Origin of the sequence: Pseudacidovorax sp. RU35E (assembly GCF_900156165.1) — a bacterium.
GTDB lineage: Bacteria > Pseudomonadota > Gammaproteobacteria > Burkholderiales > Burkholderiaceae_C > Xenophilus.
The window spans coordinates 91,226-117,173 of record NZ_FTMY01000015.1 but is presented as its reverse complement, the minus strand read 5'-3'; the positions used below and the strand labels follow the sequence as shown (position 1 = coordinate 117,173).

At 67.9% G+C, this 25,948-nt stretch carries 23 protein-coding genes; 17 read left to right on the top strand and 6 right to left on the bottom strand.

Translation table 11 applies throughout. From position 1 onward, the window contains the following. Position 1: 1 nt before the first annotated feature. Positions 2–970 carry a Bug family tripartite tricarboxylate transporter substrate binding protein gene (locus BXA03_RS23010; protein ID WP_076511512.1) on the top strand — a complete coding sequence of 323 codons (969 nt, stop codon included), beginning with the start codon at positions 2–4 and terminating at the stop codon, positions 968–970. 30 nt (positions 971–1,000) lie between these two features. Here BXA03_RS23010 and BXA03_RS23005 read toward each other — a convergent pair whose 3' ends face one another. The 6 genes from BXA03_RS23005 to ugpB form a co-directional block, all read right to left on the bottom strand. Then, complete coding sequence (locus BXA03_RS23005; RefSeq protein WP_076511511.1) at positions 1,001–3,472, bottom strand: DUF3772 domain-containing protein; 2,472 nt, start codon at positions 3,470–3,472, stop codon at positions 1,001–1,003. A 72-nt stretch (positions 3,473–3,544) separates the two neighbouring features. Beyond that, positions 3,545–4,282, bottom strand: a complete 738-nt coding sequence (gene ugpQ, locus BXA03_RS23000) for a glycerophosphodiester phosphodiesterase (RefSeq protein ID WP_076511510.1) — start codon at positions 4,280–4,282, stop codon at positions 3,545–3,547. Further along, complete coding sequence (locus BXA03_RS22995) at positions 4,283–5,293, bottom strand: sn-glycerol-3-phosphate import ATP-binding protein UgpC (RefSeq protein WP_076511509.1); 1,011 nt, start codon at positions 5,291–5,293, stop codon at positions 4,283–4,285. Positions 5,294–5,436: 143 nt separating this feature from the next. Then, positions 5,437–6,288: a sn-glycerol-3-phosphate ABC transporter permease UgpE gene (ugpE, locus tag BXA03_RS22990; RefSeq protein WP_076511508.1), complete on the bottom strand. Its 852-nt coding sequence runs from the start codon at positions 6,286–6,288 to the stop codon at positions 5,437–5,439. Between the two features lie 10 nt (positions 6,289–6,298). Continuing rightward, positions 6,299–7,180 carry a sn-glycerol-3-phosphate ABC transporter permease UgpA gene (ugpA, locus tag BXA03_RS22985; RefSeq protein WP_076511507.1) on the bottom strand — a complete coding sequence of 294 codons (882 nt, stop codon included), beginning with the start codon at positions 7,178–7,180 and terminating at the stop codon, positions 6,299–6,301. Positions 7,181–7,325: 145 nt separating this feature from the next. Next, positions 7,326–8,636 carry a sn-glycerol-3-phosphate ABC transporter substrate-binding protein UgpB gene (ugpB, locus tag BXA03_RS22980; protein WP_076511506.1) on the bottom strand — a complete coding sequence of 437 codons (1,311 nt, stop codon included), beginning with the start codon at positions 8,634–8,636 and terminating at the stop codon, positions 7,326–7,328. Positions 8,637–8,835: 199 nt separating this feature from the next. Between ugpB and serA the strand changes: the two genes are divergently transcribed. The 16 genes from serA to BXA03_RS22900 all read left to right on the top strand — a co-directional run bounded on the left by serA (position 8,836) and on the right by BXA03_RS22900 (position 25,869). Continuing rightward, positions 8,836–10,068, top strand: a complete 1,233-nt coding sequence (gene serA, locus BXA03_RS22975; protein ID WP_076511505.1) for a phosphoglycerate dehydrogenase — start codon at positions 8,836–8,838, stop codon at positions 10,066–10,068. 142 nt (positions 10,069–10,210) lie between these two features. Then, complete coding sequence (locus tag BXA03_RS22970) at positions 10,211–10,612, top strand: DUF488 domain-containing protein (RefSeq protein ID WP_076511504.1); 402 nt, start codon at positions 10,211–10,213, stop codon at positions 10,610–10,612. 42 nt (positions 10,613–10,654) lie between these two features. After that, positions 10,655–11,047 carry a VOC family protein gene (locus tag BXA03_RS22965; protein ID WP_076511503.1) on the top strand — a complete coding sequence of 131 codons (393 nt, stop codon included), beginning with the start codon at positions 10,655–10,657 and terminating at the stop codon, positions 11,045–11,047. A gap of 122 nt (positions 11,048–11,169) precedes the next feature. Continuing rightward, a complete protein-coding gene (locus tag BXA03_RS22960) occupies positions 11,170–15,048 on the top strand; it encodes a DUF3683 domain-containing protein (RefSeq protein WP_076511502.1) in 3,879 nt (1,292 codons plus the stop codon). Beyond that, positions 15,045–15,479 (top strand): HIT family protein, encoded by a 435-nt coding sequence (locus tag BXA03_RS22955; RefSeq protein ID WP_076511501.1) that lies wholly within the window; start codon positions 15,045–15,047, stop codon positions 15,477–15,479. Before BXA03_RS22960 ends, BXA03_RS22955 begins: the two co-directional genes overlap by 4 nt. A 25-nt stretch (positions 15,480–15,504) precedes the next feature. After that, a complete protein-coding gene (locus BXA03_RS22950; protein WP_076511500.1) occupies positions 15,505–15,918 on the top strand; it encodes a gamma-butyrobetaine hydroxylase family protein in 414 nt (137 codons plus the stop codon). Positions 15,919–16,008: 90 nt separating this feature from the next. Beyond that, entirely contained in the window at positions 16,009–16,740 is a 732-nt protein-coding gene (gene ubiE, locus BXA03_RS22945) for a bifunctional demethylmenaquinone methyltransferase/2-methoxy-6-polyprenyl-1,4-benzoquinol methylase UbiE (protein WP_017761574.1), read from the top strand. Positions 16,741–16,872: 132 nt separating this feature from the next. Next, positions 16,873–17,889 carry a Tim44 domain-containing protein gene (locus tag BXA03_RS22940; protein ID WP_076511499.1) on the top strand — a complete coding sequence of 339 codons (1,017 nt, stop codon included), beginning with the start codon at positions 16,873–16,875 and terminating at the stop codon, positions 17,887–17,889. Between the two features lie 69 nt (positions 17,890–17,958). Continuing rightward, the gene (locus BXA03_RS22935) at positions 17,959–18,513 is read left to right on the top strand and encodes a ubiquinone biosynthesis accessory factor UbiJ (protein ID WP_076511498.1); all 555 of its coding nucleotides are present in this window, start codon (positions 17,959–17,961) and stop codon (positions 18,511–18,513) included. Then, the gene (gene ubiB / locus BXA03_RS22930) at positions 18,510–20,075 is read left to right on the top strand and encodes a ubiquinone biosynthesis regulatory protein kinase UbiB (protein WP_076511497.1); all 1,566 of its coding nucleotides are present in this window, start codon (positions 18,510–18,512) and stop codon (positions 20,073–20,075) included. The genes BXA03_RS22935 and ubiB overlap by 4 nt, the downstream gene beginning before the upstream one ends. Positions 20,076–20,138: 63 nt before the next feature. Continuing rightward, entirely contained in the window at positions 20,139–21,581 is a 1,443-nt protein-coding gene (locus BXA03_RS22925; protein WP_076511496.1) for a high affinity choline transporter 1, read from the top strand. Between the two features lie 124 nt (positions 21,582–21,705). Beyond that, positions 21,706–22,044, top strand: coding sequence for an FmdB family zinc ribbon protein (locus BXA03_RS22920; protein WP_076511495.1), 339 nt, complete (start codon positions 21,706–21,708; stop codon positions 22,042–22,044). 15 nt (positions 22,045–22,059) lie between these two features. Further along, positions 22,060–22,683, top strand: a complete 624-nt coding sequence (locus tag BXA03_RS22915) for a DUF502 domain-containing protein (protein ID WP_076511494.1) — start codon at positions 22,060–22,062, stop codon at positions 22,681–22,683. Between the two features lie 46 nt (positions 22,684–22,729). Next, complete coding sequence (aspS, locus tag BXA03_RS22910; protein ID WP_076511493.1) at positions 22,730–24,538, top strand: aspartate--tRNA ligase; 1,809 nt, start codon at positions 22,730–22,732, stop codon at positions 24,536–24,538. A 69-nt stretch (positions 24,539–24,607) separates the two neighbouring features. Beyond that, complete coding sequence (nudB, locus tag BXA03_RS22905; protein WP_076511492.1) at positions 24,608–25,084, top strand: dihydroneopterin triphosphate diphosphatase; 477 nt, start codon at positions 24,608–24,610, stop codon at positions 25,082–25,084. Then, positions 25,081–25,869: an endonuclease/exonuclease/phosphatase family protein gene (locus BXA03_RS22900; protein ID WP_076511491.1), complete on the top strand. Its 789-nt coding sequence runs from the start codon at positions 25,081–25,083 to the stop codon at positions 25,867–25,869. The genes nudB and BXA03_RS22900 overlap by 4 nt, the downstream gene beginning before the upstream one ends. Positions 25,870–25,948 lie beyond the last annotated feature (79 nt).

Here is a 25,948-nt window from a genome sequence, read left to right as displayed (position 1 = left end):
CATGCAACGCCGAGAACTGCTTGCCGCCGGCCTGGCGGCCCTGCCTGCCCTCGCGCCCTTGCCGGCGCGGGCACAGACGCCCCTGCGCATCGTCACCACCGACCAGCCCGGCGGCGGCATGGACGCATTGCTGCGGCCCCTGGCCGACCGCCTGGGCCAGAGCCTGGGCCGCCCGGTCCTGGTGGAGAACCGCGCCGGCGCCCAGGGCCGCATCGGCGGGCAGGTGGTGGCCACCAGTCCGCCGGACGGCAACACGCTGCTCGTCACCGTGCAGGCCGGCGTGGTCATCAATCCGCAGGCCTATCCGAGCTGGCCCTACAACCCGCTCACCGACCTGGTGCCGGTGACGGACATGGGCCGCGGCAGCCTGCTGCTGCTGACCGGGCCGGCCATGCCCGCCAACGACTTCGCGGGCCTGGCCAAGTGGCTGCAGGCCCAGCCCAAGGGCAGCGTGAGCTATGGCACCTACAGCCCCGGCACCATCTCGCACTTTGGTGGCGAGCTGCTGGCCAAGGCCCTGGGCGTGGACATGGTGGCCGTGCACTACAAGGCCTCGGGCGACCAGGTGCGCGACCTGGCGGGCGGGCAGGTCGCGCTCGGCTGGGGGCCCGCGGCCGGGTCGGTGGGGCAGCTGATCAAGAGCGGGCGCCTGAAGGCCATGGCCTACCTGGGCCCCAACCGCCTGCCGGCTTTCCCGGGGGTGCCGACCATCCGCGAGCTGGGCCATCCGAGCGTGGAGATGGACGGCTGGATCGGCGTCTTTGCGCCCCGCGGAACGCCCGCCGACGCGGTCACCACCCTGCAGCAGGAGATCGGCCGGGCCATCGCCGCGCCGCAGATGCGCGACCTCTACCTCAACGTGGGGTTCACGCCCGGCGGTGCGGCGCCGGGCGAATTCGCGCAGCTGGTCAAGTCGGACTGGCAGCGCTTTGGCGAAACGATACGGATGATGAACTATCGGCCGGAGTGAGCGTGCAGCCCGCCCGAGCGCAGCCTCGCGTCAGGCCAGCGGTGCGGGCGCTGGCGGGGTGGCCGTGACCACGGGCGTCACCAGCGGCAGCCCCGCCTGCTTGAAGTCTTCCAGCATGGTGAAGAGCAGGTCGCTCTTCACCCCGCCGGCCACGCGCGGGCTGTTGACATAGGCGATCGCCTGGAAGATCAGCATGCCGTTCTCGATGCCCTCCAGCGACACCGAGGGCGCGGGCGTGGGCAGGATGGACGGGTGCGCTGCGCAGGCCGCCAGCATCAGATCGCGCACATGGCGCGCATCGCTGGCCAGCGGCATCGGCAGGCGGATCAGGACTCGACCTTCGGCATTGGCCAGCGTCATGTTGCGCACGGTCTTGGTGATGAATTCCGAGTTGGGCACGATCACCGTGGAGCGATCGGCCAGCTGGATCTCGGTGGCGCGCACGTTGATGCGCCGCACGTCGCCCTCGGTGGTGCCCAGCACCACCCAGTCGCCCACCTTCACCGGCCGCTCGGCCAGCAGGATCAGGCCCGAGATGAAGTTCTGCACGATGGCCTGCAGACCGAAGCCGATGCCCACCGACAGCGCGCTGGCGATCCAGGCGATGCGGTTGATGCCGATGCCCAGCGCCGACAGCGCCATCGCGACCACCAGCACGCCGCCTGCGTAACCCAGCAGTGTGGTCAGCGAGCTGCGCATGCCGGGCTCCAGGCCCGAGGCGGGGAAGTAGCGCGTGTCCAGCCACACGCGCAGCACCCGCAGCGCGACGAAGCCCGCCACCAGCACGGCCAATGCGCTGAACAGGGCCGCGGGCACGAACTGGAACTCGCCCACCTGCAGCCCGCTGCCGAGCTGGCCGGAGCGCTGCACCACCTCCTCGGGGCCCGTGCCGAGCGGCGCCATCAGCGTGACGATCAGGTAGAAGAACAATGCCAGCCGCAGCACGCCCGATAGCAGCACGGCCGCCTGGTCCAGCCGCGTGGGCTGCAGGCCGAAGCTGGCCGCCAGCCGCTGCCCGGTGGCGCTGCGTGCTGCCAGCAGGGCCATGCAGAGGTCGTCCACGAACTTGAACAGCACGTAGAAGGCACAACCCACGATGCCGGTCCAGATCAGCTGGCTGGCGACCAGGCTGGCCAGCGCCACGTAGCCACTGGCGAGCAGGCCCACCACGGTCAGCAGGACCACGCCCACCAGGCCCCGCAGCAGGCCGACCCACACGGGCCGCACGGTCTGCGCCGGCGTCCCGCCGTTGCCCGCCGTCGTGTCCACAACGGTGGCCGCGTCCTGCACGCCGCCGCTCGTGCCGCCGGTGGCGGCAGGCCGCAGCCGGAACATCAGCGTGGCGACCAGCAGGGTCAAGGCCGCCGCGGTGGCCGCCTGGGTTGCCTGCAGGGCCGCATAACTGGCCTCCACGAGCGCATTCACCTGCGCTGGAATCCACACCAGGGCACCGACGATGGCGACCAGCAGTGGAAAGGGTCGCAGCCGCATCGCCATGGTGTCTGCGATGGGCGGCAGCCGCCAGGAGCGCCGCGCATTGGCCAGCAGGGCACGGCCCAGGCTGAGCACGAAGGTCATGAACAACGCGACGCCGATCAGCTCCTTGACCAGCTCACGCGCCGCCTCTCCCAGCAGTTGCCGGTCTTCCATGAGGCCTCTGAGGCCGTGCAGCGCCAGCGCCACCAGCAGCATGTTGACGAAGACCACGGCGATGACGAGCAGCGAGCGCCGCAGCCGGCCTCCAGGCAGGAGGCGCTGCGCCAGCGCCACCAGGGCACGCTCGGCCAGCATGTTGCCCAGGGTGATGATCAGGAGCGCCAGCAACAGGGCGGAGAGGACCACGCCGCGCTGCCCTGGCATCAGGGCGGCCGACACGGCAGTGCGCAGCTCGGTGAGCAGGGGCCGCAGTCGGTCGCGGTCGTCCGGCCAGGCATCGGCCAGGCCGCGCCAGAAGGCGGGCGACAACGGTGACGCCGTGCGCTCGGTCAGGCGGGCCTCGAAGTCCTGGCGGCGCTTGTTCAACAGTTCGGTGGCGCGCTGCTGGGCATCGACCACCACCAGCCGGGCCAGGCGGATGTCGGCATCCACGCCGTTGCGCTCGCGCGTGAGCGCGGTCCGCTGCCGTGTGACGTCCGGGTCTTCGGTGGTGCCGGCGGCGGGTGCCGGGCCCAGTTCGCCCAGGCGGGCGTTCAGGTCGTTGAGCTGGCCGGTGCGCAGGTCGATGAGTTTCTGCGCGGCGATGCCGATGGCGTCGACCTGGCGCACCAGCAGGCGGGCTTCATCGCTGGTCTCGGCCGACTTGGGCAGCGCCGTGAGCTGCGCACGCAGCGTGTTGATGTCGGCAGGCGCATCGGCCTGGCCTGCGGCGCCCGCAGCGGCGGCGGCCGTTTGGGCCTGAGCCTGGGCCTGGACGCCGGTCAGTGGCAGCAGGCCTGCCCACAGGGCCAGCCACAAGGCGAGGAGAAGGAGAAGACGCGGAGTCCGGCGCATCCGCTGGATCATAGGCAGGCGGCCCGACGGGGACTGTCGGCCAGCGCTGTCACTGCGCCAGCCGACCGGCGGGCGGCGGCCGACTCAGCCCGCGGGCGAGAACAGGTCGATCCGGTCCGTGATGATGCCGTCGGTGCCCAGATCGATGAGTCGCTGCGCCGCCCAGTCGTCGTTCACCGTGTAGCTCAGCTGCCGGAATCCGGCGGCGCGGGCATCGGCCACGGTCTTCGCGTCCCACAACGCGTGGTTGCAGACGATGGCCGTGCAGCCGAGCTGGCGCGCGAGATCCAGCCAGTCGCTGCGCAGGGAGTCGAGCAGCAGCGCGCGCGGCAGCGCTGGTTCGGCGTCGCGCGCGGCGGCCAGGGCATCGGGGCGGAAGGAGCTGAGCAGCGGCTGCACCGCAGCGCCGGCCCACAGGCGCGCCGCCTCACGTGCGACGGCGGCGCCGGTCTCGGCATCGGTCCCGGGCGTGGGCTTGATCTCGATGTTCAGCAGGTGGCCGTTGGCCAGGCAGAAGCGCGCCAACGCGGCCAGCGTGGGCAGCGGCTCGCCGGCATAGCGGCGCGAATGCCAGCCGCCCGCGTCCAGCTGCGACAGGGTCGACCAGGGTTGCTCGCCGCCGATGCCGGACCTGCCGGTGGTGCGGGCCAGCGTGGCGTCGTGCATCAGGAAGACCACGCCGTCCTGGCTGAGCTTGGCATCGCATTCGAACATGCGGTAGCCATGTTCCGCGCCCAGCCGGAAGGCGGCCAGCGTGTTCTCGGGCGCGAGCCTGCCGGCGCCGCGATGGGCGATCCAGCGGGGATAGGGCCAGGGGGGCACTCAAGCCTCCAGGCGCTTGCCGGATCCGGCATCGAACCAGTGCAGCCGCTCCTCGCTGGCGCCCAGCCGCAGCGTGTCGCCCACCTTGGGGGCGGGCTTGTCTGCGTCGGTGCGCATCACGATCTGCTCGTCGCCGATGCGGCCATAGACCAGGCGTTCGGCGCCCAGCAGTTCGACCTGCTCGACATTCACGCTCCAGCCCGAATCGTGCTGGGCGATGTGCTCGGGGCGGATGCCCAGGATCTTGCCGGCCGGCACGCCCGGCGCGTTCTTCAGCAGGTTCATGGGCGGCGAGCCGATGAAGCTGGCCACGAAGGTGGTGGCGGGCCGGTGGTAGACCTCTTCGGGCGTGGCGAACTGGTCCATCACGCCGCCGTTCATCACGATGATGCGCTGGGCCAGCGTCATGGCCTCGACCTGGTCGTGCGTGACGAAGAGCGAGGTGATGCCCAGCTCGCGGTGCAGCTTCTGGATCTCCAGCCGGGTCTGGGCGCGCAGCTTGGCGTCCAGGTTGGACAGCGGCTCGTCGAACAGGAAGACCTGCGGCTGGCGCACGATGGCGCGGCCCATGGCCACGCGCTGGCGCTGGCCGCCCGACAGCTCGCGCGGCTTGCGCTCCAGCAGGTGGCCCAGTTCGAGGATCTTGGCCGCCTTGTCCACCCGCGTCTTGATCTCGTCCTTCGGCACGCCCTGGATGCGCAATCCGTAGGCCATGTTGTCGAAGTTGGTCATGTGCGGGTAGAGCGCGTAGTTCTGGAACACCATGGCGATGTCCCGCTTGGCCGGCTCCACGTCGTTGACCACCCGCCCACCGATGGCGATCTCGCCGGCGGAGATCTCCTCGAGCCCCGCCACCATGCGCAGCAGCGTCGACTTGCCGCAGCCCGACGGCCCCACGATGACGACGAACTCGCCATCGCGGATGTCGGCCGACACGCCATGAATGACCTGATTGGCCTTGGCACCCTTGCCGTAGCGCTTGATGACGTTGCGAAGGGAAATACCGGACATAAGAAAACTAAAAACAGGTTGCGACGTTGGAAGAGGCGCGATCCAGGCGGGGGACACCGCGGAACCGGCTTTGCCGGGCCGCTGGTGTCGCCCCCTTGAGGGGGGATTCGGCTACACGAAGTGAGCAAGAAACGGGGGTGGGCTCATTTCTCGGTGTCAACAAGGCCCTTGACGAACCATTTCTGCATCAGGATCACGACCACCGCCGGCGGCAGCAGCGCCAGGATGGCCGTCGCCATGATGATGTTCCAGTCGTTGGCCGCGTCGCCGCTGGCGATCATGCGCTTGATGCCGATCACCACCGGGTACATGTCCTCGGTGGTGGTGGCCAGCAGCGGCCAGAGGTACTGGTTCCAGCCGTAGATGAACTGGATCACGAACAGCGCCGCGATGGAGGTCTGCGACAGCGGCACCAGGATGTCCTTGAAGAAGCGCATGGGCCCTGCGCCGTCGATGCGCGCCGCCTCCACCAGCTCGTCCGGCACCGACAGGAAGAACTGCCGGAACAGGAAGGTGGCCGTCGCCGAAGCGATCAGCGGCACGGTGAGGCCCGCATACGTGTTGAGCATGTTCAGGTCCGACAGGACCTTGTAGGTGGGCAGGATGCGCACCTCCACCGGCAACATCAGCGTCACGAAGATCATCCAGAAGACGAGCTTCTTGAACGGGAAGCGGAAGTACACGATGGCGAAGGCCGACAGCAGCGAGATGGCGATCTTGCCGATGGCGATCACCAGCGCCGTGACCAGGCTCACCCACATCATGCGGCCCACGGCCGCCTTGGAACCCTGCGTCTCGGCGGTACCGGTGAGGGCGGCGGTGTAGTTCTCGATCAGGTGCTTGCCGGGCGTGAGCGGCATGGGCACCTGCACGATCTCGTCGCGCGTGTGCGTCGAGGCCACGAAGGCCAGGTAGATCGGGAAGGCGATGATCAGGATGCCCAGCAGGAGCACCACATGCGAAAGGACCGTCAGGCCGGGGCGTCGTTCAACCATGGTGACTCGATCAGTACTGGACTTTTTTCTCGACGTAGCGGAACTGCACCACCGTCAGCACGACGACGATCAGCATCAGCACCACCGACTGGGCGGCCGAGCCGCCGAGGTCGAGCGCACGGAAGCCGTCGTGCCAGACCTTGTAGACCAGGATGGCCGTGTCGCGCCCCGGGCCACCCTCGGTGGTGGCATGCACCAGCGCGAAGGTGTCGAAGAAGGCATACACCACGTTGATCACCAGCAGGAAGAAGGTGGTCGGCGACAGCAGCGGGAACTGGATGGTCCAGAAGCGCCGCATGGGCCCGGCGCCATCGATGGAGGCCGCCTCGATCAGCGCCTTCGGGATCGACTGCAGGCCCGCGAGGAAGAACAGGAAGTTGTAGGAGATCTGCTTCCACACCGCCGCCACCACGATCAGCGACAGCGCCTGGTTGGAGTTGATCAGGTGGTTCCAGTCGTAGCCCATCCTGCGCAGGCCGTAGGCGACGACGCCGATCGAGGGCGAGAACATGAACACCCACAGCACCCCTGCCACGGCGGGCGCCACTGCATAGGGAATGATCAGGAAGGTCTTGTACGCCAGCGCCCCGCGCAGGATGCGGTCGGCAAAGATGGCCAGCATCAGCGACAGCGCGATGCCGCAGCCGGCCACCAGCACCGAGAAGATGGCCGTGACCTTGAAGGACTCGATGTAGGCCGGGTCCTGAAACAGGTGCTGGAAGTTCTCCAGCCCCACGAACACGGTCGACGTGCCAAAGGCGTCCTCACTCTGCAGGGACTGCAGCACGGCCTGGCTGGCAGGCCAGAAGAAGAACACCAGGATCACCGCCATCTGGGGCGCGATGAGCACCCAGGGCAGCCAGGAGGATCGGAAGAGGACGCGTTTTTCCATGGGGCATCGAGAAACAGGAACGCCCGCAGCGCGGAGCAGTGCGGGCGGTCGGGAGTCTACGTTGTGTCAACATTCGCGGCCCCTGCGTCCCCCGGTGTCACGGGGGGACCTGGGGTCGCGCATGCGACAGCGCAAGGGGCGAAGGTCAGCTGCGCGTGGCCTTCTGGAATCGCTCCAGTTGCTCGTTGCCGCGCTGCACGGCGGCGTCCAGCGCCTCCTTGGCGCTCTTCTTGCCAGACCAGATCTGCTCGGTCTCCTCGTCGATGATGGTGCGGATCTGCACGAAGTTGCCCAGGCGGATGCCGCGCGACTTGTCGGTGGTCTTGCGGATCATCTGCGTCACGGCCACGTCGGTGCCCGGCTTCTCCTTGTAGAAGCCGGACTTCTCGGTGAGCTCATAGGCGGCCAGGGTGATCGGCAGGTAGCCGGTGCGCTTGTGGCTGGCCGACTGCACATCGGCGTTCGACAGGAACTTGAAGAAGTCCGCCACGCCCTTGTACTCGGCCGGCTTCTTGCCCGCCATGATCCACAGGCTGGCGCCGCCGATCACGGTGTTCTGGGGCGTGCCGTCCACGTCGGGGTAGTAGGGCAGGGCCGAAAGACCATAGGCGAACTTGGCGTCCTTGGCCACGCGGGCGTACAGGCCCGACGAGCCGGTCATCATGGCGCACTCGCCGGCCGGGAAGGCGGCGTCCGGCACATTGCCACGGCCCTTGTAGACGAACAGGCCCTGCTTGGCCATGTTGGCCAGGTTCTCGAAGTGGCGCACATGCAGCGGCGAATTGAAGGCCAGGCGCGCGTCGGTGCCGCCGAAGCCGTTGTTGCGCGTCGCGAACAGCGTGTTGTGCCAGGTCGAGAAGCTCTCGAGCTGCGTCCAGCTGATCCAGCTGGTGGTGAAGGGGCACTTGTGGCCGCTGGCCTTGAGCTTGGCGGCGGCGGCGACGACCTCGGGCCAGGTCTTCGGTGCCTTTTCGGGGTCCAGCCCGGCTGCCTTGAAAGCGTCCTTGTTGTAGTAAAAGATCGTCGTCGAGCTGTTGAAGGGCAGGCTCAGCATCTGGCCGTTGGGGGCCGTGTAGTAGCCGGCCACGGCGGGGATGTAGGCCTTGGGATCGAAGCTCACGCCGCTTTCCTTCATCACCTCGGCCACCGGCTTGATGGCGGCCTTGGAGGCCATCATCGTGGCCGTGCCCACTTCGAACACCTGCAGGATGTGCGGGGCGTTGCCCGAGCGGAAGGCGGCGATGGCGGCGGTCATCGACTCGTCATAGGTGCCTTTGAAGGTGGGCACCACCTTGTATTCCTTCTGGCTCTCGTTGTACTGCTTGGCGAGGTCGTTGACCCACTCGCCCAGCGGGCCGCTCATGGCGTGCCACCACTGGATCTCGGTCTGTGCGTGCGCCGGAACGGCGGCCATGACGGCCACGGTGGCGGCTGCAGCAAGTTGCGTGAATCGCATGAAGACTCCTGGATGCGAATGACAAAAGTGAAAAGACTATGGCTGTCTTGTGACAGCATGACGGCGGGTTGTCGCATGGCTGGCACTCCGAGCTCAAGCGGGGAAACCCTTTTTGCGGCCAGGGCGGCGCGCATGCGCTGCGGCGGTGCAGCAGGCTTCAACCATACTCGACCGTTTTGACAACGTGTTGATGCCAGGCATGACGAAGACCACCTCGCTGGACAAGGGCAAGATCAGGTTCCTGTTGCTGGAGGGCATCCATCCTTCCGCGGTCGAACTGCTGCAGGCCTCCGGCTACACGCAGGTGGAGGTCCTGCCCGGGGCGCTCGAAGGCGAAGAGCTGAAGGCCCGCCTGGCCGACGTCCACTTCCTGGGCATCCGCTCGCGCACGCAGCTCACGGCCGAGGTGTTCGCCGCCGCCCCCAAGCTGGTGGCCGTGGGCGCCTTCTGCATCGGCACCAACCAGATCGATCTGGACGCGGCCCGCGAGCATGGGGTGGCGGTGTTCAACGCGCCGTACTCCAACACCCGTTCGGTGGCAGAGCTGGTGCTGGCCGAGGCCATCCTGCTGCTGCGCGGCGTGCCCGAGAAGAACGCTGCGGCCCATCGCGGCGGCTGGCTCAAGACCGCCGACAACGCCTACGAGATCCGCGGCAAGACGCTGGGCATCGTGGGCTACGGCTCCATCGGCGCGCAACTGTCGGTGCTGGCCGAGGCGCTGGGCATGCATGTGGTCTTCCACGACGTGGTGGCCAAGCTGCCGCTGGGCAATGCGCGCCAGGCCCGCAGCCTGGATGAGCTGCTGGCCCAGTCCGACATCGTGAGCCTGCATGTGCCGGAGCTGCCCTCCACGCAATGGATGGTCGGCGAGGCCGAGATCGCGGCCATGAAGCCGGGCGCCATCCTCATCAATGCCTCACGCGGCACGGTGGTGGTCATCGAAGCGCTGGCCGCGGCCCTGCGCGAGCGTCGGCTGCTCGGCGCCGCCATCGACGTCTTTCCCAAGGAGCCCAAGAGCAACAAGGATGAATTCCAGTCGCCGCTGCGCGGGCTGGACAACGTGATCCTTACGCCGCACATCGGTGGCTCGACCATGGAGGCGCAGGCCAACATCGGCGTCGAGGTGGCCGAGAAGCTGGTGCGCTACAGCGACAACGGCACGACCACGCGCTCGGTCAACTTTCCTGAGGTGGCGCTGCCGGCGCATCCGGGCAAGCACCGGCTGCTGCACATCCATCGCAACGTGCCCGGTGTGCTTTCGGCCGTGAACCAGGTGTTTGCAGACCACCACATCAACATCGCGGCGCAGTACCTGCAGACCAACGACAAGGTGGGCTACGTGGTGACCGACGTGGATGCGACGTCGTCCGACGTGGCGCACGAGGCGCTGGCCAAGGTGCCGGGGACGATCAAGAGCCGGGTGCTGTTCTAGGCGCCGCGCCGCGCCTGCCTCGGCGTCGCTTGCGGGTCCCGCCGGGGCCGCCTCGCAGCACTGCCGAAGCCGCGGCCACTGCCGCAAGAGCCGGCCTCGGGTGCCCGTACGATGGCGCTCCTCGTCATTGCCGGGAGCGTCCATGCCACTTCGAGTCGTTCAGCAGGGGTCGCCGCGTGCCGCGGACGAAGGCACGCGCATCGGAACCGTCCGCCGCCCGCCCCGTGGTGTGTCCAAGGCGGCGTTCTCGTCGGGCAACTGGTACGACGTCTGGTTCCCCGTCCTGGCGCCCTCTGCCGACACCCTGAAGCAGGGACGCGAGGCCGAGACGCCGCAGCAATGGTCCGCCTTCGTGCGCAAATTCAAGGCGGAGCTGAACACGCCGGAGGCTCAGCAGTCGCTCGACCTGCTGGCTGTCCTGTCGCGCGACGCCAACCTGTCCGTCGGCTGCTACTGCGAGCATGAGAGCCGCTGCCATCGCTCGGTCCTGCGCGAACTGCTGGCGGCCCGCGGCGCCGTCTTCGCAGGCGATGAGACCGCGTAACGTCCTCTCCTGCCATAACTTTCCTCGTCTTCCATTGCCTCCATGCCACGCATCGACCATGTCGCCCTCTGGGTGCACGATCTGGACGCCATGTGCGCCTTCTATGCCCGCGCTTTCGATGGCCAGGTCGGGTCGCTCTACACGAATGCCGCCAAGGGATTCGCCTCCCGTTTCGTGGCCTTCGGCGACGGTGGCCGGATCGAGTTCATGACCACGAGCACGCTGGCGCCGCTGGCGGCGGCACCCGGCAGCCAGCGCATGGGCCTGACGCATCTGGCCATGGCGGTGGGCAGCGAGGCCCGGGTCGACGCACTGACGAAGGATCTGCAGCGCCAGGGCGCGCCGTTGCTCGACGGGCCGCGGCGCACTGGCGACGGCTACTACGAAAGCGTGGTACTCGACCCTGAGGGCAACCGGATCGAAATCACGGTCTAACCTGCCCGATGTGGAGGGCGCGGCCGCGCATGGGCCTTGACGAGCGCCGCCATGAGGGCGGCGACTAAAATCCGCCCCCCGGTTCAAGGGCGCGAGGCGCCCTGCCGTGGCGCCTTCCCCCGATGAATGCCCCGACCGCGCTCAATGCGCTGCTGTCGCAGGCCGCCGAGCCGGCGCGTCTGCGCGAGATTCCGTACAACTACACCAGCTTCTCCGATCGCGAGATCGTGATCCGCCTGCTCGGCAGCCGGGCCTGGGAGCTGCTGCAGAGCCTGCGCGACGAGCGCCGCACGGGCCGCTCCGCCCGCATGCTGTACGAGGTGCTGGGCGACATCTGGGTGGTGCAGCGCAATCCCTACCTGGTGGACGACCTGCTGGACAACCCGCGCCGCCGCGGCCAGCTGGTCGAGGCCCTGCGCCACCGCCTGGCCGAGGTGCAGCGCCGCCGCACGCCGCAGGACGACGCTCAGCGCGACACGCTGGTGGGCGAGCTGCTGGTGCTGGTGCAGCAGGCCATCGACGGCTTCTCCGCCCACTTCGACGAACTCGCGGCCCTGCGTCAGAAGGCCCAGCGCGTGCTGCGTCGCTGCACGGCGCGCGACAACATCAAATTCGACGGCCTCTCGCGCGTGGCCCACGTGACCGACGCCACAGACTGGCGGGTGGAATACCCCTTCGTCGTGCTGGTGCCCGACACCGAGGCCGAGATGGCCGCGCTGGTGGCCGCCTGCATCGAGCTCGGCCTCACCATCATTCCGCGCGGGGGCGGCACCGGCTACACCGGCGGCGCCATTCCGCTGACCTGGAAGAGCGTGGTGATCAACACCGAGAAGCTCGAGGCCATGACCGAGGTCGAGATGGTGAGCCTGCCCGGCCTGGACGGCCCGGTGCCCACCATCTGGACCGAGGCCGGTGTGGTGACGCAGCGCGTGGCCGATGCGGCCGAGCGGGCGGGCTTCGTCTTCGCGGTCGACCCGACCTCGGCCGAGGCGTCCTGCGTGGGCGGCAACGTGGCCATGAACGCCGGCGGCAAGAAGGCCGTGCTGTGGGGCACGGCGCTGGACAACCTGGCCTCCTGGCGCATGGTCACGCCGCAGGCCGAGTGGCTGGAAGTCACGCGCCTGGGCCACAACCTGGGCAAGATCCACGACGTCGACAGCGCGGTCTTCGAGCTGCAGTACTTTGCCGCCGACGGCCGCACGCCCCTGCGAACCGAGCGCCTGGAGATCCCTGGCCGCACCTTCCGCAAGGAAGGCCTGGGCAAGGATGTCACCGACAAGTTCCTGGCCGGCCTGCCCGGCATCCAGAAGGAAGGCTGCGACGGCCTGATCACCAGCTGCCGCTGGGTGGTGCACCGCATGCCGGCGCACACGCGAACCGTCTGCCTGGAGTTCTTCGGCAATGCCAAGGACGCCGTGCCCTCGATCGTCGAGATCAAGGACTTCATGTTCGCGGAGCAGAAGCGCTCGGGCGTGCTGCTCGCGGGGCTGGAGCACCTGGACGACCGCTACCTCAAGGCCGTGGGCTATGCCACCAAGAGCAAGAAGCACGGCGGCGGCCTGCCCAAGATGGTGCTCTTCGGCGACATCAGCGGCGACGATGCCGACGCCGTGGCCCGCGTCACCAGCGAGGTGGTGCGCATCGCCAACTCGCGCTCGGGCGAGGGCTTCATTGCCATCAGCCCCGAGGCGCGCAAGAAGTTCTGGCTGGACCGCAAGCGCACCGCGGCCATCAGCCGCCACACCAACGCCTTCAAGATCAATGAGGACGTGGTGATCCCGCTCCCGCGGATGGCCGAGTACACCGACGGCATCGAGCGCATCAACATCGAACTGTCGCTGCGCAACAAGATCCGACTCACGCACGAGCTGGAGGCCTTCCTCTCGCGCGGCAACCTGCCGCTGGGCAAGAGCGACGACGCGCACGAGATTCCCGCCGCCGAGCTGCTGGAAGGCCGCGTCCAGCAGGCCGTGGCCCTGGTGCGCGAGGTGCGCGGCCGCTGGCAGAGCTGGCTGGGCGACGTGGAAGCGCTGTTCCCGCAACTGCAGGACCACTCGCTGCGCGCCAGCTGGAAGACCGAGATCCGCGCGCCGTTGGCCAAGATCTTCGGCGGCAGCGAGTTCGCGCCCATCCTGGCCGAGTGCGAGGCCATCCACAAGCGCGTGCTCAAGGGCCGTGTATGGGTGGCGCTGCACATGCATGCTGGCGACGGCAATGTGCACACCAACATCCCCGTCAACAGCGACGACTACGAGATGCTGCAGACGGCCCACGAGGCCGTGGAGCGCATCATGAAGCTCGCCCGCAGCCTGGACGGCGTGATCTCGGGCGAGCACGGCATCGGCATCACCAAGCTGGAGTTCCTGTCCGACGAGGAGCTGGCGCCCTTCGCGCAGTACATGCAGCAGGTCGATCCGGAAGGCCGCTTCAACAAGGGCAAGCTGCTGCGCGGCGATGCGGCGCCGGCCGATGCCCGTCATGCCGACCTGACCAATGCCTATACGCCCAGTTTCGGGCTGATGGGGCACGAGTCGATCATCATGCAGCAGTCCGACATCGGCGCCATTGCCGACTCGGTGAAGGACTGCCTGCGCTGCGGCAAGTGCAAGCCGGTGTGCGCCACGCATGTGCCGCGCGCCAACCTGCTCTACAGCCCGCGCAACAAGATCCTCGCCACCTCGCTGCTGGTCGAGGCCTTCCTGTACGAGGAGCAGACGCGCCGCGGCGTGTCGATCCAGCACTGGCAGGAGTTCGAGGACGTGGCCGACCACTGCACGGTGTGCCACAAGTGCCTGACGCCCTGCCCGGTGAAGATCGACTTCGGCGACGTGTCGATGAACATGCGCAACCTGTTGCGCAAGATGGGCCAGAAGAGCTTCCGCCCCGGCAACGCGGCGGCCATGTTCTTCCTGAACGCGACCAATCCGTCGACCATCAAGGCCATGCGCACCGGCATGGTGGAAGTGGGCTTCAAGGCGCAGCGCCTGGCCAACGACCTGCTGCGTCCCGCGGCCAAGAAGCAGACCGCGCATCCGCCGGCCAGCCTGGGCACGGCGCCGATCAAGGAACAGGTCATCCACTTCGTCAACAAGAAGATGCCCGGCGGCCTGCCCAAGAAGACGGCCCGCGCGCTGCTGGACATCGAGGACGCCGACTACGTCCCGATCATCCGCGACCCCAAGGCCACGACGCCGGAGACCGAGGCGGTCTTCTACTTCCCGGGCTGCGGCTCGGAGCGGCTGTTCTCGCAGGTGGGCCTGGCGACGCAGGCCATGCTGTGGCATGCCGGCGTGCAGACGGTGCTGCCGCCGGGCTATCTGTGCTGCGGCTATCCGCAGCGTGGCTCGGGCCAGTTCGACAAGGCCGAGCAGATGATCACGGACAACCGGGTGCTGTTCCACCGCGTGGCCAACACGCTCAACTACCTGGACATCAAGACCGTGGTGGTGAGCTGCGGCACCTGCTACGACCAGCTGCAGGGCTACCAGTTCGACAAGATCTTCCCCGGCTGCCGGATCATCGACATCCACGAGTACCTGCTGGAGAAGGGCATCAAGCTGGAGGCCAACGCCGCCGCCTACCTGTACCACGACCCCTGCCACACGCCCATGAAGCTGCAGGATCCGATGAAGACCGTGAAGTCGCTGGTGGGCGACCAGGTGCTCAAGAGCGACCGCTGCTGTGGCGAATCCGGCACGCTGGGCGTGACGCGCCCGGACATCTCCACGCAGATCCGCTTTCGCAAGGAAGAAGAGCTGAAGAAGGGCGAGGCCGCGCTGCGCGCCGCCCATGCGCTGCCGGCGCAGGGCGACGTGAAGATCCTCACCAGCTGCCCGAGCTGCCTGCAGGGCCTGTCGCGCTACGGCAATGACCTGAACAACGGCCTGCTCGAAGCAGACTACATCGTGGTCGAGATGGCGCGCCGCATCCTGGGCGAGAACTGGATGCCCGAATACGTGTCCGCCGCCAACGCGGGCGGGATCGAGCGGGTGCTGGTGTGAGCGTGGTCGCAGGCTGCCCGCTGTGCGACGAGCGGGGCGGCCGCGTGGTCGCACAGGGCGCGCAGTGGCGCGTGATCCATGCACAGGAGGCGGGCTTTCCGGCCTTCTACCGCGTGGTGTGGACGGCGCACGTGGTCGAGTTCTCCGACCTGCCGGACGACGAGCGTGCCGAGTGCATGCGCGTGGTGGTGGCCGTGGAGCGTGCGCTGCGCGATGCGCTGGCGCCCGCCAAGATGAACGTGGCCACGCTCGGCAACATGGTCCCGCACCTGCACTGGCACGTGATCGCGCGCTTCGACTGGGACAGCCACTTTCCCTCGCCCGTGTGGGCCGAGGCGCGCCGTGCGCGCGACATCGCGCGCGAGCAGGACGTGCAGGCCCGCCTGCCCGCGGCGGAGGCGGCCATGGTGGCCGCGCTCGCGCGCCGTTGATCTCGATGAGCAAGGAATCTTCCGCATGGCAGGCTTGAAGCCCGGCGCACCGACGCCCGAATCCATCACCCTGCATGCGCAGTCGCGTGTGCTGGAGGTGGGCTTTTCCGATGGCGCGGTGTTCCGCATCCCCTACGAACTGCTGCGCATCAGCTCGCCCTCGGCCGAAGTGAAGGGCCACGGGCCTGGCCAGGAGATCCTGCAAACGGGCAAGCGCGAGGTCGAGATCGTTGACCTGCAACTGGTGGGCCACTATGCCGTGCAGCCGCTCTTCAGCGACGGGCACGAAAGCGGCATCTATTCCTGGGACCTGCTCTACGACCTGGGCGCGCGCCAGTCCGAGCACTGGGCCGAATACGAGCGCCGCATCGCCGAAGCGGGTGTCGACCGCGATGCGCCCATGCCCAAGTCGGGCCCCGCCACCTGCAGTCCTTCCTGAGGTCGACGGGCATCGCGCGCTGCGCGAATGTCCGCCGCCTGTCAAGGGTCGTCGGCCGGAAGGCTGCACGATCCGCCTAACATCGGACCCATGAGTTCCACCCACTTCGGTTTCGAGACCGTCGACGAAAGCGACAAGGCGCGCCGCGTGCGCGGCGTGTTCGATTCCGTGGCCCCGCGCTACGACCTGATGAACGACCTGATGTCCATGGGCCTGCACCGGGCATGGAAGGCGTACACCGTGATGGTCGCGAACGTGCGCGAAGGCTCGAAGGTGCTGGACATCGCCGGCGGCACCGGTGACCTCGCGCTCGCCTTCGCCAAGAAGGTGGGCCGCAGCGGCCAGGTGGTGCACACCGACATCAACGAGGCCATGCTGCGCACCGGCCGCGAGCGCCTGCTCGATGCCGGCGTGGTGCTGCCCACCACGGTCTGCGATGCCGAGAAGCTGCCCTTCCCGGACAACCATTTCGACGTCGTCACCGTGGCCTTCGGCCTGCGCAACATGACGCACAAGGACGCGGCGCTCAAAGAGATGAATCGCGTGCTGCGTCCGCGCGGCAAGCTGCTGGTGCTGGAGTTCTCTCAGGTGGCCCAGCCTCTACGCAAGGCCTACGACTGGTATTCCTTCAACGTGCTGCCGCGCCTGGGCAAGGCGGTGGCGGGCGACGACGCCAGCTACCGTTACCTGGCCGAGTCCATCCGGATGCATCCGGATCAGGAGTCGCTCAAGACCCTCATGAAAGAGGGCGGTTTCGGACATGTGGACTATCACAACATGACAGGGGGCGTGGTGGCCCTGCATGTTGGAATCAAGTGTTGAGGGGCTGACCGGCCCGGCCTCATTGCATGGGGCCGTCAGGTGCAAGGGGAGTAGCGTGCTCGCTATTCACACAACAAGAGAACTACGAGTCGATCTGAAACTGATGTTTCGAATCCGGAAGGAGACTGGACGATGAAGCGAAATTTGTGGGCTGTGCTGCTGGTGTGTGCGTCGATGGCCGTCGTGAGCCTGGACGCCGATGCCAAGCGCATGGGCGGGGGCAAGTCGATGGGGCGGCAGTCCAACAACGTGACGCAGCGTGAGGCGGCGCCGCCGGCCGCACCGGGCGCTCCGACCCAGAATGCGACCAACGCGGCGCCGGCGGCCAAGCCCGGTGCGCCCGCAGGCGCAGCGCAGGCCGCGCCCAAGCGTCCGTGGGCAGGCATGCTGGGCGGCCTCGCGGCTGGCCTGGGCCTGGCATGGCTGGCGAATTCGCTGGGCCTGGGCGCCGCCTTCGGCAACTTCCTGCTGATCGCGCTGCTGGTGCTGGCCGCCGTGGTGGTCTGGCGCGTGTTGAGCAACCGCTCGCGTGGCGCCACTGGCCAGTTGGCCATGCAGGGCGCCGGTGCTGCCGGTTCGCCGAGCATGCCGCGCAGCTACAGCCCCAACAACGTCGGCAACGATGCCTCGGCCCGTCCCTGGGAGCGCCAGCAGGCGGCCTTCGACGGCACGGCCGCGAGTGGCAATGGCGGCTCGGCTTCCACCCTGGCGGGTGCGACCGGCGTGAGCATCGGCTCTGCGCTGCAAGGTGCGCAGGGTTGGGGTGTGCCTGACGGCTTCGATGTCGATGGGTTCCTGGCCGCGGCCAAGCGCAACTTCGTGACGCTGCAGCATGCCTGGGACCGCGCCGACATTCCGGCGCTTCGCTCCATGATGACCGACAGCATGGTCGAAGAGATCCGCACCCAGCTGGAAGAGCGCGAGCGCAGTTCCGGCGGCCGTCCCAACAAGACGGAAGTGGTGATGCTCGACGCCAAGCTGCTGGGCATCGAGGAGATGCCCGACGTCTACCTCGCCAGCGTGGAGTTCTCCGGCATGATCCGCGAGGACGATTCGACGGGCCCGAGCCCCTTCCGCGAGGTCTGGAACATGAGCAAGCCCGCCCACGGCGGCGGCTGGCTCGTGGCCGGCGTGCAGGCGCTCCAATAAGGCGCATTGGCCCGTCGGACGGGCCCGGGTTTCTGCCTGCGCAGCGGCCCGCCACCAGATAATGGGGACATGGTCACACCATCGTCCTCATTTGCTTTTGTGGAATCGCTGTTCGAGCGCATTGGCGAGCGCCTCCAGCCGCCTGCCTGGGCCATCCACGAGGTCCAGCACCGTGCCGTGCTCTTCCTGAATCACGTGCTGCAGCAGGAGCCCGAGGCGCAGGACCGCCTGGCGCGGCAGAAGGGGCGGGTCGTGCTCTTCCGCTGGCGCGCGATGCACATGCGCCTGGTCGCCACGCCGGCCGGCCTGCTCGACGTGGCGCCCGATGCGGCGCTGCCGGATCTGACGCTCACCATCACCGAGACCTCGCCCTTCGCCCTGGCCGGCGCCCAGTTGCGCGGCGACAAGCCCAAGGTCGAGATCGAAGGCGACGTGCAGCTCGCGGCCGAGGTCAACTGGCTGGTCGACCATGTGCGTTGGGACGTCGAGGACGATCTGGCGCGCCTGATCGGCGATGCGCCGGCCCACGCCGTGGGCAATGCGGCCCGCAAGGTGGCTGGCGCGCTGCGCCAGTTCGTGGACCGCGCCGCACGGCCGCGGTCTTCCGGCGGCAGCGCCGAATGAGGCGCATCGCCCGCGGCTTCTTCATCGTCTGGGTCGCACTGCGCTACGGCCTGGACGAGCTCGTCCTCACCAGCTTCCAGAATCCGCTGATCCGCCGGCTGGCGCGCATCCTGACGCTGGGACGGCGTCTGGAGGCGCCGCGGGGCCAGCGCCTGCGCGAGGCACTCGAGAGCCTGGGCCCGATCTTCGTCAAGTTCGGCCAGGTGCTGTCCACGCGGCGCGACCTGCTGCCGCCCGACATCGCCGATGAGCTCGCCTGGCTGCAGGACCGTGTGCCACCGTTCGACTCGGCCATCGCGGTGGCGACCATCGAGCGCGCCTTCCGTCGGCCCATTTCCGAGATCTTCGAGCAGTTCGACACCACGCCGGTGGCGAGCGCCTCCATTGCCCAGGTGCACTTCGCCACGCTGCGCCTGGCGGACGGCAGCCTGCGCGAAGTCGCCGTCAAGGTGCTGCGCCCCGGCATGCGCACCGTCATCGACAAGGACCTGGAGCTGATGGCCATGATGGCCGGCTGGGTCGAGGGCCTGTCGGCCGATGGCAAACGTCTGAAGCCGCGGCAGGTGGTGGCCGAGTTCGACAAGTACCTGCACGACGAACTGGACCTGGTGCGCGAGGCGGCCAATGCCGCCCAGCTGCGCCGCAACATGGCCAAGCTCGACATGCTGCTGATCCCCGAGATGTTCTGGGACTGGTGCCATCCCGAGGTGATGGTGATGGAGCGCATGAAGGGCGTCCCCATCGCCCAGCTCGATCGCATCCGTGCGGCGGGCGTGGACATCAAGAAGCTGGCGCGCGACGGCGTGACCATCTTCTTCACCCAGGTCTTCCGCGACGGCTTCTTCCACGGCGACATGCACCCGGGCAACATCCAGGTGAGCCTGGCGCCCGAGACCTTCGGCCGCTACATCGCGCTGGACTTCGGCATCGTGGGCACGCTCACCGAGTCCGACAAGGAATACCTGGCGCAGAACTTCGCCGCCTTCTTCCGACGTGACTACAAGCGCGTGGCCGAGCTGCACCTCGAAAGCGGCTGGGTGCCGCCCGGCACGCGCATCGACGAACTGGAAGCCGCCATCCGCACGGTGTGCGAGCCCTACTTCGACCGGCCGCTGCGGCAGATCTCGCTGGGCATGGTGCTGATGCGTCTGTTCCAGACCTCGCGCCGCTTCCATGTGGAGATCCAGCCGCAGCTGGTGCTGCTGCAGAAGACGCTGCTCAACATCGAAGGCCTGGGCCGCCAGCTCGATCCCGAGCTGGATCTGTGGGCCACGGCCAAGCCCTTCCTGGAGAAGTGGATGGCCGACCAGATCGGCCCGCGCAAGCTGTGGGAGCAGCTGCGTGCGGAGGGCCCGCGCTACGCCAAGCTGCTGCCGCAGCTGCCGCGCCTGTTGCACGACTACCTTGCGCAGCGTCCCGGCGACGAGCGGCGCGAGCTGCAGGAGCTGCTGGCGGCCCACAAACGCACCCACCGGCTTCTGCAGGCTGTGCTCTGGGGTGGCACGGGTTTTGTATTGGGAGTGCTGGTCATGCAGGTGTTGCCGCGGCTGCACTGGCTCTGAGCGCCTTCCCATCCTGCCTTTCTTCCGGTTCCAACAACAAGCCTTCTTCGAGGAGAGTCCGTCGTGCTGCTGTCACTGGTCATCGTCTACCTGCTGGTCACCATCGGCATCGGCCTGTATGCGGCCCGGCGGGTGAAGAACACGACCGACTTCGCGATCGCCGGACGGCACCTGCCGCTGTTCATGATCGTGACCACCACCTTCGCCACCTGGTTCGGGTCGGAGACGGTGCTGGGCATCCCGGCCAAGTTCATCGAGGGGGGCCTGGGCGGCGTGGTGGAAGACCCCTTCGGCGCAGGCACCTGCCTGATCCTGGTGGGCCTGTTCTTCGCCGGCAAGCTCTACCGCATGACGCTGCTGACCATCAGCGACTACTACCGCGAGCGCTACGGCCGCTTCATCGAGGTGGTGTGTTCGCTGATCATCATGCTGAGCTACCTGGGCTGGGTGTCGGCGCAGGTCACGGCGCTGGGGCTGGTGTTCAACCTGCTGTCGGGCGGTGCGGTGAGCGTGCCCTGGGGCATGGCGATCGGCGTCATCTCGATCCTGGCATACACGCTCTTCGGTGGCATGTGGTCGGTGGCCGTCACCGACTTCGTGCAGATGATCATCCTGGTGGCGGGCCTGTCGATCATCGCGGTCTTCGCGGGCAACATGGCCGGCGGCGCCGACAAGGTGATCGACTTGGCGGCCAGCAAGGAGCTCTTCAAGTTCTGGCCCGAGCCGAGCTGGCACGACATCATCTTCTTCATCGCCGCGGCCATCACGATGATGCTGGGCTCGATCCCGCAGCAGGACGTGTTCCAGCGCGTGATGTCCGCCAACAACGTGAAGGCCGCCACGCGCGGCCCGGTGATTGGCGGTGTGGCCTACATCCTCTTTGCGGCCGTGCCCATGTTCCTGGTGGCCAGCGCGCTGATCATCATGCCGGAGCAGACGACGGCGCTGCTCAAGGAGGATCCGCAGAAGGTGCTGCCCACGCTGGTGATGGAGAAGATGCCCTTCGTCATGCAGGTGTTCTTCTTCGGGGCGCTTCTGTCGGCCATCAAGTCCACTGCGTCGGCGACGCTGCTGGCACCCAGCGTGACATTTACCGAGAACATCTGGCGCCAGTTCCGCCCCCAGGGCACGGACCGGGAAAACTTGCGCACCATGCGCATCACGGTGCTGGTGTTCAGCGGTGCGGTGCTGGCCTATGCCATCCGCATGCAGGGCACCTCGATCTACGAACTGGTGTCGGGCGCCTACCAGGTGCCGCTGGTGGGCGCATTCGTGCCGCTGGTCTTCGGCCTCTACTGGAACCGGGCCACCACGCAAGGGGCCGTGGCTGCCGTGCTTCTGGGCGTCGGCGTCTGGCTGGCCGGACTGGCACTGCCGTGGGGCGCGGTGTTCCCGGCCCAGTTGGCCGGCGTCCTCGCCTCCGCGGCGGGCATGGTGGTGGGTTCCCTGATGCCGCAATGGGTGGCCAACCGGCGCATGCCGCACCGGATGCTGGCCGGGGAATAAGGCGCGACAAGGGCAGGCTGTTGAGGCCTCTGGCAGGGGAAAGCCCGGGGTCGGCGCCTATAATCGTGGGCTTTGCGCGGCGGCCGCCGGCCGCCCGTTTCACGTCTTTTCAGCAGCTTTTTCCATGCCCATCTATGCCTACAAATGCAGCGCCTGCGGCTTTGCCAAGGATGTGCTGCAGAAGATGTCGGATGCGCCGCTCACCGTCTGCCCTTCGTGCGGTGCTGCGTCGCTCAGCAAGCAATTGACCGCCGCTGGCTTCCAGCTCAAGGGCTCCGGCTGGTACGTCACCGATTTCCGCGAGGGCGGCTCCAACACCGCCAAGTCCGGCGGCAACGCCCCGGCGTCGGCCCCGGCCAGCGGTGATGCCGCGGCGCCCGCGCCAGCGCCGACGCCTGCTGGCGCGTCGCCGGCGCCTGCGGCCCCCGCACCCGCCCCGGCGCCCGCCGCCAAGGCCGACTGACCTTCGCTCCGCACCATGCTCGCCCTGCGCAAGTGGCTCCTGTCCGGCCTCCTGGTCATCGTGCCCCTGGCCGTGACCCTGGGCGTGCTCAACTGGATCGTCGGCACCTTGGACCAGACACTGTGGCTGCTGCCCGAGCAGTGGCAGGTCTGGCTGTCCGACCACCGCATCCGCGGGCTGGGCGTGCTGCTCACGCTGGCCATCCTGCTGGTGGTGGGCGCCGTGGCCAGCAACTTCATCGGCAAGCGGCTGCTGGGCTGGGGCGATGCGCTGGTGCGCCGCATTCCGGTAGTGCGCTCCATCTACTCCAGCGTCAAGCAGGTCTCGGACACGCTGTTCTCCGAAAGCGGCAATGCCTTCCGCACCGCGGTGCTGGTGCAGTGGCCACGTGAGGGCATGTGGACCATCGCCTTCGTCACCGGCGCGCCCGGGGGCGACGTGGTCAACCACCTGCATGGCGACTACCTGGGCGTGTACGTACCCACCACGCCCAACCCCACGGGCGGCTACTTCGTCATGCTCCGGCGCAGCGACTGCATCGAGCTGAAGATGAGCGTCGACGAGGCGCTGAAGTACATCGTCTCGATGGGCGTGGTGGTGCCAGGCGGCCCTGCCGCGCTGCCCACCAAGCAATCCTGACATCACAAGCAAGAAGGCGCCCCGCGCGGGGCGCAGGAATCAAAGCATGGCCATGCGTTCTCACTACTGCGGTCTCGTGACCGAGGCCCTGATGGGCGAAACCGTCAGCCTGTGCGGCTGGGTCAATCGGCGCCGTGACCATGGCGGCGTGATCTTCGTCGACCTTCGCGACCGCGAAGGCTACGTGCAGGTGGTGTGCGACCCCGACCGCGCCACGACCTTCGCCGCGGCCGAAGGCCTTCGCAACGAGTTCTGCGTGCAGGTCAAGGGCATCGTCCGCGCCCGGCCCGAAGGCACCACCAACGACGGCCTCAAGAGCGGCAAGATCGAGGTGCTGGCGCACGAGCTGAAGGTGCTCAACCCCTCCGTGACGCCGCCCTTCCTGCTGGACGACGACAACCTTTCGGAGACCACGCGTCTCACGCACCGTGTGCTCGACCTGCGCCGCCCCGCGATGCAGAAGAACATGATGACGCGCTACAAGGTGACGATGGAGGCGCGCAAGTTCCTCGACGCCAACGGCTTCATCGACATCGAGACGCCCATGCTGGGCAAGTCCACGCCCGAAGGCGCGCGCGACTACCTGGTGCCCAGCCGCGTGCACGATGGCGCCTTCTACGCGCTGCCGCAGTCCCCCCAGCTGTACAAGCAGATGCTGATGGTGTCGGGCTACGACCGCTACTACCAGATCGTCAAATGCTTCCGCGACGAGGACCTGCGCGCCGACCGCCAGCCCGAGTTCACGCAGATCGACATCGAGACCTCCTTCCTCACCGAGGACGAGATCCGCGACATGTTCGAAGGCATGATCCGCAACGTCTTCCGCAACGTGGCCGACATCGACCTGGGCGTGTTCCCGGTCATGAGCTACGGCGACGCGATGTTCAAGTACGGCTCCGACAAGCCCGACCTGCGCGTCAAGCTCGAGTTCACCGAGCTGACCGAGGTGATGAAGCGAGTGGAGTTCAAGGTGTTCTCCGGCGCCGCCAACATGGACGGCGGCCGCGTGGTGGCCCTGCGGGTGCCCGGCGGCGGTGCTGCCGAGGGCGGCCTTTCGCGCGGCGACATCGACGGCTACACCGAGTTCGTCAAGATCTACGGTGCCAAGGGCCTGGCCTACATCAAGGTCAACGACTGGTCGCAGGGCCGCGAGGGCCTGCAGAGCCCCATCGTGAAGAACCTGGACGACAACGCCCTGGGTGAGATCATCGCCCGCACCGGCGCGCGCAACGGCGACCTGATCTTCTTCGGCGCCGACAAGGGCAAGGTGGTCAACGATGCCATCGGCGCCCTGCGCGTGAAGATCGGCCACAGCGCCTTCGGCCGCAAGAACGGTCTGTTCGAGGACCGCTGGGCACCTCTGTGGGTGGTGGACTTCCCGATGTTCGAGTTCGACGAGGACAACCAGCGCTGGAGCGCGGTGCACCACCCCTTCACCAGCCCCAAGGATGGTCACGAGGACCTGATGGACACGGCGCCCGACAAGTGCCTGGCCAAGGCCTACGACATGGTGCTCAACGGCATCGAGATGGGCGGCGGCTCGGTGCGTATCCACCGCGAGGAGGTGCAGAGCAAGGTGTTCCGCGCCCTCAAGATCTCGGCCGAGGATGCGCAGCTGAAGTTCGGCTACCTGCTGGACGCGCTGCAGTACGGCGCACCCCCGCACGGCGGCATCGCCATCGGCCTGGACCGGCTGGTCATGCTCATGACCGGGGCCGAGTCGATCCGTGATGTGATCGCCTTCCCCAAGACGCAGCGTGCGCAGGACCTGTTGACGCAGGCCCCGAGCGCGGTGGACGAGAAGCAACTGCGCGAGCTGCACATCCGCCTTCGCAACGCGCAACCTGCCGCCTGACGCGCGGCCTCCGGCTGCCGTGCTCCTTTGCACAGGAGCGCGGCAGGTGGACACAGCAGTCGGCACACCATGGTCACGGACGCAACGCCGCCGGCCTTCAAGATCCCGCAGTCGGTGTTGGTGGTGATCCACACGCCGGCCATGGAGGTGCTGCTGATCCGCCGGGCCGGCATCGCGCCGGCCTTCTGGCAGTCGGTGACCGGCAGCAAGGACTGGCCGGAGGAAAGCTGGGCCGCCACCGCGGCGCGCGAGGTGGCCGAGGAGACCGGCATCCACTGCGGCCCCGGCACGCCGCTGGCCCTGCGGGACTGGGGTCTCGAGAACGTCTACGACATCTATCCCCGCTGGCGGCACCGCTACGCGCCAGGAGTGACGCGCAACACCGAGCACCTCTTCGGCCTGTGCGTGCCCGAGGCCATCACGCCGGTCCTCTCGCCGCGCGAGCACGATGCCTGGCAGTGGCTGCCCTGGCGCGATGCAGCCGACGCCTGCTTTTCCCCTTCCAACGCGGAAGCCATCCTGCTGCTGCCACAATTTCGCGCATGACTGCAGTGCATGCCAAGAGCGATCCCGGGCGGGCCGAAAGCGAGTTTGGCGCCCTGTCGACGCTGCGGGTGGCAACCTACAACATCCACAAGGGCGTTCAGGGCGTAGGCCCGGCGCGGCGGCTGGAGATCCACAACCTGGGCCATGCCGTCGAGCAGCTCGATGCCGACCTCGTGTGCCTCCAGGAAGTGCGCAAGCTCAACCGCCAGGGCGAGCGCCGCTTCGCCCGATGGCCGGTGCAGCCACAGGCCGACTTCCTCTGCCCCGAGGGCTACCGCGCCGTCTACGAGACCAATGCCTACACCCGCCACGGTGAGCACGGCAATGCGCTGCTAACACGCTGGCCGGTGGTGCGCCACGGTCATGAGGACATGTCCGATCACCGCTTCGAGCAACGCGGGCTGCTGCATGTGGAAGTGACCGTCGGCACCCAGCCGGTGCACGCCATCGTCGTGCACCTCGGGCTGATCCGCGGCAGCCGGGTGCGCCAGGTGGCGCAGCTGCAGCGCTACATCGAGCGCGAGGTGCCGCCCGGCGAGCCGCTGGTGGTGGCCGGCGACTTCAACGACTGGGGTGCGCGCATGCGCCCGGCCATGAACGAAGTGGGCCTGGTCGATCTGGTGATGCCGCGCTGCGCGACCTATCCCTCGCGGCTGCCGATGGCGCAGCTGGACTTCATCTATGGCCGGGGGCTGCGGCCGGTGTCGCTGTCGGTGCCGCGCGGACGCATCTGGGCCCGCATGTCCGACCATCTGCCCCTCGTGGCCGAGTTCGCCCTCGACTGAAGGCCGGCCGCTAGCGCGGGTGTGGTACGTGCATGACCCCGAGGCTGGATCACAGCGGCCCGCGCTTGCGCGTGGGAAT

Bases quoted from the DNA above. Each gene is read 5' to 3' on its own strand.
- BXA03_RS23010 (WP_076511512.1), top strand. From the start codon at position 2: ATGCAACGCCGAGAACTGCTTGCCGCCGGCCTGGCGGCCCTGCCTGCC.
- BXA03_RS23005 (WP_076511511.1), bottom strand. From the start codon at position 3,472: ATGATCCAGCGGATGCGCCGGACTCCGCGTCTTCTCCTTCTCCTCGCC.
- BXA03_RS22995 (WP_076511509.1), bottom strand. From the start codon at position 5,293: ATGTCCGGTATTTCCCTTCGCAACGTCATCAAGCGCTACGGCAAGGGT.
- ugpE (WP_076511508.1), bottom strand. From the start codon at position 6,288: ATGGTTGAACGACGCCCCGGCCTGACGGTCCTTTCGCATGTGGTGCTC.
- ugpA (WP_076511507.1), bottom strand. From the start codon at position 7,180: ATGGAAAAACGCGTCCTCTTCCGATCCTCCTGGCTGCCCTGGGTGCTC.
- ugpB (WP_076511506.1), bottom strand. From the start codon at position 8,636: ATGCGATTCACGCAACTTGCTGCAGCCGCCACCGTGGCCGTCATGGCC.
- serA (WP_076511505.1), top strand. From the start codon at position 8,836: ATGACGAAGACCACCTCGCTGGACAAGGGCAAGATCAGGTTCCTGTTG.
- BXA03_RS22970 (WP_076511504.1), top strand. From the start codon at position 10,211: ATGCCACTTCGAGTCGTTCAGCAGGGGTCGCCGCGTGCCGCGGACGAA.
- BXA03_RS22965 (WP_076511503.1), top strand. From the start codon at position 10,655: ATGCCACGCATCGACCATGTCGCCCTCTGGGTGCACGATCTGGACGCC.
- BXA03_RS22960 (WP_076511502.1), top strand. From the start codon at position 11,170: ATGAATGCCCCGACCGCGCTCAATGCGCTGCTGTCGCAGGCCGCCGAG.
- BXA03_RS22950 (WP_076511500.1), top strand. From the start codon at position 15,505: ATGGCAGGCTTGAAGCCCGGCGCACCGACGCCCGAATCCATCACCCTG.
- ubiE (WP_017761574.1), top strand. From the start codon at position 16,009: ATGAGTTCCACCCACTTCGGTTTCGAGACCGTCGACGAAAGCGACAAG.
- BXA03_RS22940 (WP_076511499.1), top strand. From the start codon at position 16,873: ATGAAGCGAAATTTGTGGGCTGTGCTGCTGGTGTGTGCGTCGATGGCC.
- BXA03_RS22935 (WP_076511498.1), top strand. From the start codon at position 17,959: ATGGTCACACCATCGTCCTCATTTGCTTTTGTGGAATCGCTGTTCGAG.
- ubiB (WP_076511497.1), top strand. From the start codon at position 18,510: ATGAGGCGCATCGCCCGCGGCTTCTTCATCGTCTGGGTCGCACTGCGC.
- BXA03_RS22920 (WP_076511495.1), top strand. From the start codon at position 21,706: ATGCCCATCTATGCCTACAAATGCAGCGCCTGCGGCTTTGCCAAGGAT.
- BXA03_RS22915 (WP_076511494.1), top strand. From the start codon at position 22,060: ATGCTCGCCCTGCGCAAGTGGCTCCTGTCCGGCCTCCTGGTCATCGTG.
- aspS (WP_076511493.1), top strand. From the start codon at position 22,730: ATGGCCATGCGTTCTCACTACTGCGGTCTCGTGACCGAGGCCCTGATG.
- nudB (WP_076511492.1), top strand. From the start codon at position 24,608: ATGGTCACGGACGCAACGCCGCCGGCCTTCAAGATCCCGCAGTCGGTG.
- BXA03_RS22900 (WP_076511491.1), top strand. From the start codon at position 25,081: ATGACTGCAGTGCATGCCAAGAGCGATCCCGGGCGGGCCGAAAGCGAG.